General features: G+C 43.2%; 7 protein-coding genes and 1 pseudogene. 7 read left to right on the top strand and 1 reads right to left on the bottom strand.

What is annotated here, in order from left to right; genetic code table 11:
- Positions 1–736: 736 nt before the first annotated feature.
- The 6 genes and pseudogenes from F6K37_RS28715 (at position 737) to F6K37_RS28690 (ending at position 5,769) form a co-directional block, all read left to right on the top strand.
- Complete coding sequence (locus F6K37_RS28715) at positions 737–2,428, top strand: arylsulfatase (protein ID WP_287253848.1); 1,692 nt, start codon at positions 737–739, stop codon at positions 2,426–2,428.
- Between the two features lie 348 nt (positions 2,429–2,776).
- Positions 2,777–3,913: an HAD family hydrolase gene (locus F6K37_RS28710; protein WP_287253845.1), complete on the top strand. Its 1,137-nt coding sequence runs from the start codon at positions 2,777–2,779 to the stop codon at positions 3,911–3,913.
- A gap of 388 nt (positions 3,914–4,301) precedes the next feature.
- Positions 4,302–4,502 (top strand): hypothetical protein, encoded by a 201-nt coding sequence (locus F6K37_RS28705; protein ID WP_008181301.1) that lies wholly within the window; start codon positions 4,302–4,304, stop codon positions 4,500–4,502.
- A 112-nt stretch (positions 4,503–4,614) separates the two neighbouring features.
- Positions 4,615–4,758, top strand: a pseudogene (locus F6K37_RS28700) (SUMF1/EgtB/PvdO family nonheme iron enzyme); the annotation flags it as partial.
- A gap of 265 nt (positions 4,759–5,023) precedes the next feature.
- On the top strand, positions 5,024–5,440 hold the full coding sequence (locus F6K37_RS28695) for a XisH family protein (protein ID WP_287253843.1): 417 nt from the start codon (positions 5,024–5,026) through the stop codon (positions 5,438–5,440).
- Positions 5,428–5,769 (top strand): XisI protein, encoded by a 342-nt coding sequence (locus tag F6K37_RS28690; RefSeq protein WP_287253842.1) that lies wholly within the window; start codon positions 5,428–5,430, stop codon positions 5,767–5,769. The genes F6K37_RS28695 and F6K37_RS28690 overlap by 13 nt, the downstream gene beginning before the upstream one ends.
- 44 nt (positions 5,770–5,813) lie before the next feature.
- On the opposite strand, the gene F6K37_RS28685 is transcribed toward F6K37_RS28690, so the two are convergent.
- Positions 5,814–6,077 carry a hypothetical protein gene (locus tag F6K37_RS28685; RefSeq protein WP_287253840.1) on the bottom strand — a complete coding sequence of 88 codons (264 nt, stop codon included), beginning with the start codon at positions 6,075–6,077 and terminating at the stop codon, positions 5,814–5,816.
- Position 6,078: 1 nt separating this feature from the next.
- Between F6K37_RS28685 and F6K37_RS28680 the strand changes: the two genes are divergently transcribed.
- On the top strand, positions 6,079–6,863 hold a 785-nt coding region (locus F6K37_RS28680; protein WP_287253838.1), incomplete at its 3' end, for a formylglycine-generating enzyme family protein.

Genomic DNA, 6,863 nt, shown 5'->3' with positions numbered 1-6,863 from the left:
AAGAGTCAATTTGCTTCTAAAAGTCCCCCGAGCGAGGGATTGCTCGCTCGGGGGACCAACGGGGGCTTGGATGTAGCAAATGAGACTTCTCAGACAACCTCTTAATTGCACTGGGTCGGATCAGTAAAACGAGCAGGGATTGTCAACCAGCCATACTCGTTCGTAAGCTTGTTTACTATCTCCCCTTGATTAGTTAATTAGCTGACGGCTGACGGCTGATAGCTGAATGCTTACATTATCAAAATCTCAACGCTATACACAGTAGTCGTTTTAGGGGATTTAAATTAAAATTATAGCCTAACAAGTACCAAAGAGCGAAAATTATTAATAAATCTTATCTTTGTTTACTGCTTAATATACTATCTTATCAAACTTAGACCCAATTCCACGTTTTTTTAACATTTATTAACCTTATTTTCTCGGTAAAGCATTATAGTAAATTTCTTAAACTTTGGGATATAAGTTTTTATTATATGTTTTTTTTTTTTGATAATAATTTCAAATATAATACCGGAATTTTTGCCGGATTTTAGAAAAAACGTTGGTCAAATAAGTGCTTGCAAACTCTTGATTTAGGTGGGTTTAGGCTGATTAAACCTGGTCAGTTCTCAAGGTGTTTTTAATCACATTCCATCAAAAAAATAATTTTTCTGATGCAAAAAGTGTGAGATACTAACCAACGGGTGCAGAAAACTTGTAAACCCAAAGTTGAAACTCCGATACATAGGGAGATTTTATGAAATATTTGAGAGTGGTGACGGCAATCGTACTAACGATTACCTTCACCCTAGTAGGTTTCCTCCCGGGGACTAACCAGGGAATAGCACTTGCCGACACACAAGGCCAACCCAACATCCTGGTGATTATGGGAGATGACATTGGCTGGTTTAACCCCAGTATCTACAACCGGGGGGTAATGGGCTACAAAACACCCCACATCGACAGCATTGCTGAAGATGGCATACTCTTCACCGACTTCTATGGTGAAAACAGCTGTACTGCTGGTCGATCTGCCTTTATCACTGGTCAGAATCCTGCACGTACTGGTTTAACCAAGGTGGGCTTACCTGGTGTTGACGTAGGATTACAGGCTAAAGACCCAACCCTAGCTGAGTTGCTTAAGCCCCTGGGGTATGCCACTGGTCAATTCGGTAAAAACCATCTGGGTGACTTAGATAAGTATCTACCCACTAACCACGGCTTCGACGAGTTCTATGGCAACCTCTATCACCTCAACGCTGAAGAGGAACCAGAGAACGAGGACTATCCACCGGAAGGTGAGTATCCAGAATTCGACAACAACTTTAGGCCACGAGGCGTCATCCACAGCTATGCAGACAATCCAATACAACCTGAAGCATGCGAAGAGGGGACATTAACAAAACCAATAATAGACGTAACAGATGAAGATCCGAATAATCCTAGTGAAGGTCAACTAGTCTGCGATACAGGTCCGCTAAATAAAAAGCGGATGGAAACAGTGGACGAAGAGTTTCTAGATGGTGCACTAGATTTCATCTCCAAGGCACACTATAATGACCAGCCGTTTTTTGTCTGGTTTAACTCCACCCGTATGCACGTCTTTACCCACCTCAAAGACGAATCTGTAGGGGTTACCGGACAGGGAATCGAGGCAGACGGTATGGTGGAACACGATGGCCATGTTGGGGTACTTCTCAATAAGCTTGAAGAATTGGGCATTCAAAATAACACCATTGTGGTCTACACCACTGACAACGGTGCAGAAGTATTTACCTGGCCCGACGGCGGCACGACTCCTTTCCATAACGAAAAAGTAACTAACTGGGAAGGTGGTTTCCGCGTGCCCGCTATGATCAAATGGCCTTTTCATATCAAACGTGGTGTGATTTCCAACGAAATCATGTCTCTCCAAGACTTGCTGCCCACGCTCATGGCTGCAGTTGGTGTGCCCGATATCAAGGAGCAGCTACGTACAAATGGTTACGGCACTGATGAGGACGGTAACCCTATCCTCATTCATCTAGACGGCTATAACTTCTTGCCCTATCTATTAGATCCAGATAAGGAAAAAGCACCTCGTGAAGAGTTTTACTATTTAACTGACGATGCTTACCCATCAGCACTCCGGTTTAAAGATTGGAAGATAATTTTTGCCGAGCAGCGAGCTGAAGGCTTTGATACTTGGCAGGAACCCTATGTAAATTTGAGGGTTCCCATGATCCTTAATCTGCGTCGCGATCCCTTTGAGAGAGCTCCCTTCGAGTCTGACTATTACGTAGACTGGCGCTTCGAACGCACTTACTTGCTAGGTCCAGCCGTAGCATATATGGCTAAATTCCTGGATACCTTCACGGAATTTCCACCTAGTCAACGTCCCGCATCTTTTAGCGTCAATATTGTTGTGCAGGAGCTAATAGAAGAGCTCAAGAATATGGGATTGGATTAAGCTGCTCAGTAGGCTATATAGCAGAAGTCAGAAGTCAGAAGTCACAAGTCAGAAGTTAAACTCTTGCCATACTGTAGTTTGAGACTTTTGTCATGTCCTAATTACCCTGGCGACTGCTATAGCACTAAGTCTTTACTGGCTAAGTGCCACCCCTAGCTGGACAATCAAGGCGTCACTTGATGGCAAATCAGAAAAACTGCGAAAAATTGCCCATCAGTGACGCCTGCCAACCAGCCTTGACCATAACTACTTGGCAATAGTTTGTATTCACAAGATCAGTTGGCTCCATAAAAATAGCCTTAATTGGCAATAAGCTGCTCAGCAATTACACTACAGAAGTCTTAGCTCATGAAAAAAAGAACGTTTTTAGTTTTCCTATCGATTCTGTTATCAGTCTTTTGCCTAGGAAGCTTTGTGGGATGTCCCCCTGCTGCTGCGGACTATGACCCCTTAGTGTCTTGGAATGACTGTGCGACTAAGCAAACCATTGTTAACTTTGTGGAAGACGTTACCAATCCCAACAGTGATAACTACGTACCTCCTAGCGATCGCATCGCCACCTTTGATAATGATGGAACCCTGTGGACTGAAAAACCAGAATATATTCAGGAGTCATTTATCAAATATAGGCTAAGTAATGCATTGCCAGCTCTTCAAAAACTTCCTTCTTTAACTGAAAAGGATGTCATGGTAAAGGATATCACCCTAGAATATATCCAACCGGAGCCATTAACACCGGAAGAGTATAAACAGAAGGCTAGGGACTTTCTGGATAACTCTTTGCACCCATACCTTGGAGTGCCATACATCGAGCTGACTTACCAGCCCATGGTTGAACTGGTCAATTATCTCCAAAGTAATGATTTCAAGGTCTATATTTGCTCTGGGGGAGGACTTGATTTCATTCGCTCCTTTGCCGAAGATGCCTATGGTATTCCCCCTGAAAACGTCATTGGTACGACCGTCCAAACAGAATATATCGCCCAAGGCGATGGATCTTATCTCTTGGTTAGGAAGCCAGAACTGGTGCAACCCATTAACGATGGACCAGGTAAACCAGTGGGAATTGAACGCTACATTGGTAAAAAACCAATTATGGCAGTTGGTAATTCCAGTGGTGATTTACAAATGCTTGACTACACTGATGATCACATTGGTCCAGCTTTAATGGTACTGCTTCACCATGATGATCCCCGCGAATGTCCCTATGCTGAAGAAGCTGGAATTGACTGTCCATACGATAAAAAGGACCCCGAGGATATTAATATTTTTGATGTGGCCAATCAGCGTGGTTGGACAGTTATCAGTATGAAAGACGATTTCGTAACAGTGTATGGAGATATAACTCCATCGATAACTCCATTGGAGAATGTATCTGGATCTGAACAAGCATCTGGATATGAGAACCAATTTGGATATCGAAGAAGAGCTAAATACCAACACTCAGTGCGCTCATCAGTTGCTGGTAGGTATCGTAGGTACTAAATGCTAAGCCCTAGTATAGCGGTTTTCAATTTGGTGAATTACATATTCCTTGGTTTTAGGGAACAGGGAACAGGGAAAAAATCCTGTGTACCTCATTAAGCTATAAACCGCTATACATAGCATCTTTTGAATTTGGCATGTTGAATTTGGGATGCTAAGCAACTGTACTAACCTCAGTAAGCATCAAGGCGTCACTGGATGGTAAATTGTAAAAATTGCACATCAGTGACGCCTTTGTAATGTAAAGTAAGTTTTAAGCTTATGCGCTACGCGCACGCTACGCGAACAGCTATCAGCTTATGCTTACGTTAAGTTTAATATCTAAGTTTAATACCTAAGTTTAATAGTACTATTAAATAGTATTATTAATAGCTTTTCTAGTTCAACAATGAAGACTCCTTGGTTAAAATTACTTTTCTTCAAACTTTTCGTGGGTTTCCTGACAGTATGCCTAGTCTTTGGCACTGGCACACCAGTCAAGGCATCTCCCACGGTAAATAGCTGCCCTGAAGGTATGACCTTCATTCCTGGCGTTGCTGATTATGGGTATGGTTTTGCCCCCCTAGCCCCCCAATTTTGGGGGGAATAAGACGTTCAAAGTCCCTTCCGGTGCGCGCCTCCTAGGGCGAGTAAATCGCCCTTGGGTCGCACCGCAAAGTTGGGGGATTTAGGGGGCTTTAACTTTCACCAGATGATCGCGAATTCATTCCTTAATTCAGCAACGCCTCATTCCTGGGGGCACTTTCAAGATGGGTTCCGACGTTTACTACCCTTCGGAGCGCTCTGCGGACGATGTTACCGTTGAGAGCTTCTGCATCGATAAATACGAAGTCACTAATGCGGAGCAACGGGCACCTTCCTAATCTATAGCAATTCTACGACTTGTGAAGTACACAATTTCGGGATTTTAGGGAACAGCGGATCTGGGAATAGGGAAGAGAAAAGAGGGAACAGAAAAGAGGCAATAGGGAATAGGGATGCGCTCCATCAAGACTGTACCTCATAACTGCAAAAAACGCTATACTACTCATTATAATGGTTCCTCTTTGTTGCGGTAAGCATCCCCCTCACTATTCAAGGATAATAGTCCTAGAAGTTGTAGAAAAAGTAATGGCTGCCAAAGACCTATTCCATGATGCTGTAAAACAAGCACTCCTAAAAGACGATTGGATTATCACAGCAGATCCCCTAAAAATTAAGATTGAGGGAGTTAAGCTTGAAATAGATTTAGCAGCAGATAAAGTTATAGCAGCTCAAAAATCAGAACGAAAAATAGCAGTTGAAATAAAAAGTTTCCTCAATACTTATGCAATTACAGATTTTCATGCTGCACTAGGTCAATTTTTAAACTATCGCTTAGCATTACAAATGAGCGAATCAGATAGAATACTTTATCTGGGAGTTACTGTTGATACCTTTGAATCATTCTTCCAAGAAAAATTTTCCCAAGAAGCAGTAAAGGTTTATCAAGTAAAATTGCTAATATACAATCCTGTTGAGGAGATAATAACCGAATGGAAAAATTAGACAAGTACCGATTAATAATTCGCCAACTATTAACTAATCATGCCAGGTTAGAAGCCAATAATTCAGATTCAGAGATTGAGGCTCAAGTTATTTTTGACACAGAACATGACCATTATCAACTTCTAGATATCGGCTGGGATGGACTCAAACGAGTTTATAAGTGTTTTATCCATTTAGATATCAAAGATGGTAGAATTTGGATTCAGCGAAATATGACAGAAGCTGATTTGGCACAAGATTTGGTGGAAATGGGTATACCAAAAGAAGATATTATTCTCGGTTTACATCCCAGTTATAAACGTCCTTACACAGGCTATGGAGTGGCTTAGTGATATTCACCTTATGGGCTATGGGCACGCTACTTGAGGTGCCATTAGCCTTTGGCCAACGGCTGATAGCTGAACTGACCGCTGACCGCTGACCGCTGACCGCTGTTCGCGTAGGGCATATGCTTACATACTAATCGCTTTTCTAGTTCAACAATGAAGACTCCTTGGTTAAAATTACTTTTCTTCAAACTTTTCATCGGTTTCCTGACAGTATGCCTAGTCTTTGGCACTCCCACACCAGTCAAGGCATCTCCCACGGTAAATAGCTGCCCTGAAGGTATGACCTTCATTCCTGGGGGCACTTTCAAGATGGGTTCCGACGTTTACTACCCTTCTGAGCGCTCTGCGGAAGATGTTACCGTTGAGAGCTTCTGCATCGATAAATACGAAGTGACTAATGCGGAATTTGCCAAATTTGTCAAGGAAACTGGTTATATTACAGTAGCAGAGCGTCCCCTCTCCTCGGAACAGTTTCCGGACTTACCAGAGGAGCAACGGGCACCTGGTTCCCTAGTCTTTCAGATGCCGGACAATGGTGTTAGACCAGTCGGTTACCTGAGCTGGTGGAAGTGGACTCCTGGGGCTGACTGGCGACATCCCTTTGGTCCAAAGAGCAACATTAAAGGGAAAAAGAACTATCCCGTGGTCCATGTTGCCTATGAAGACGTTCAAGCCTATGCTAAGTGGGCAGGGAAGTCAGTACCCACAGAAGCCCAATGGGAATATGCTGCTCACGGTGGACTGGATGATGCTACCTACAGCTGGGGTGAGCAATACTCAGCCCAGAAGGCTAATACCTGGCAGGGATTCTTCCCCTTTTTCAACACCAAAGCTGATGGTCACACCGGCACTGCACCTGTAGGTTCTTTTGAACCAAATGGTTATGGTTTGTATGACATAACTGGTAATGTCTGGGAGTGGACCTCAGATTGGTATAGCATCGGTCACGATGGCAAATCCCACAGTCTTAATCCTACAGGACCTAATCAAAAAGAAAGCTTCGACCCCAGAGAACCGGGTGTTGCTAAACATGTCATTAAAGGCGGGTCTTACCTATGTGCTCCTAATTATTGTAGTCGCTATCGTCCTGCTGC

It is taken from the genome of Moorena sp. SIO4E2 (assembly GCF_010671945.1).
GTDB classification, from domain to species: Bacteria; Cyanobacteriota; Cyanobacteriia; order Cyanobacteriales; family Coleofasciculaceae; genus Moorena; species Moorena producens.
Note: the sequence above shows the minus strand (reverse complement) of the source record. Positions and strands in the feature narration are given on the sequence as shown.

Coding starts and splice junctions, on each gene's coding strand:
- F6K37_RS28715 (WP_287253848.1), top strand. CDS start 737: ATGAAATATTTGAGAGTGGTGACGGCAATCGTACTAACGATTACCTTC.
- F6K37_RS28705 (WP_008181301.1), top strand. CDS start 4,302: ATGAAGACTCCTTGGTTAAAATTACTTTTCTTCAAACTTTTCGTGGGT.
- F6K37_RS28690 (WP_287253842.1), top strand. CDS start 5,428: ATGGAAAAATTAGACAAGTACCGATTAATAATTCGCCAACTATTAACT.
- F6K37_RS28710 (WP_287253845.1), top strand. CDS start 2,777: ATGAAAAAAAGAACGTTTTTAGTTTTCCTATCGATTCTGTTATCAGTC.
- F6K37_RS28695 (WP_287253843.1), top strand. CDS start 5,024: ATGGCTGCCAAAGACCTATTCCATGATGCTGTAAAACAAGCACTCCTA.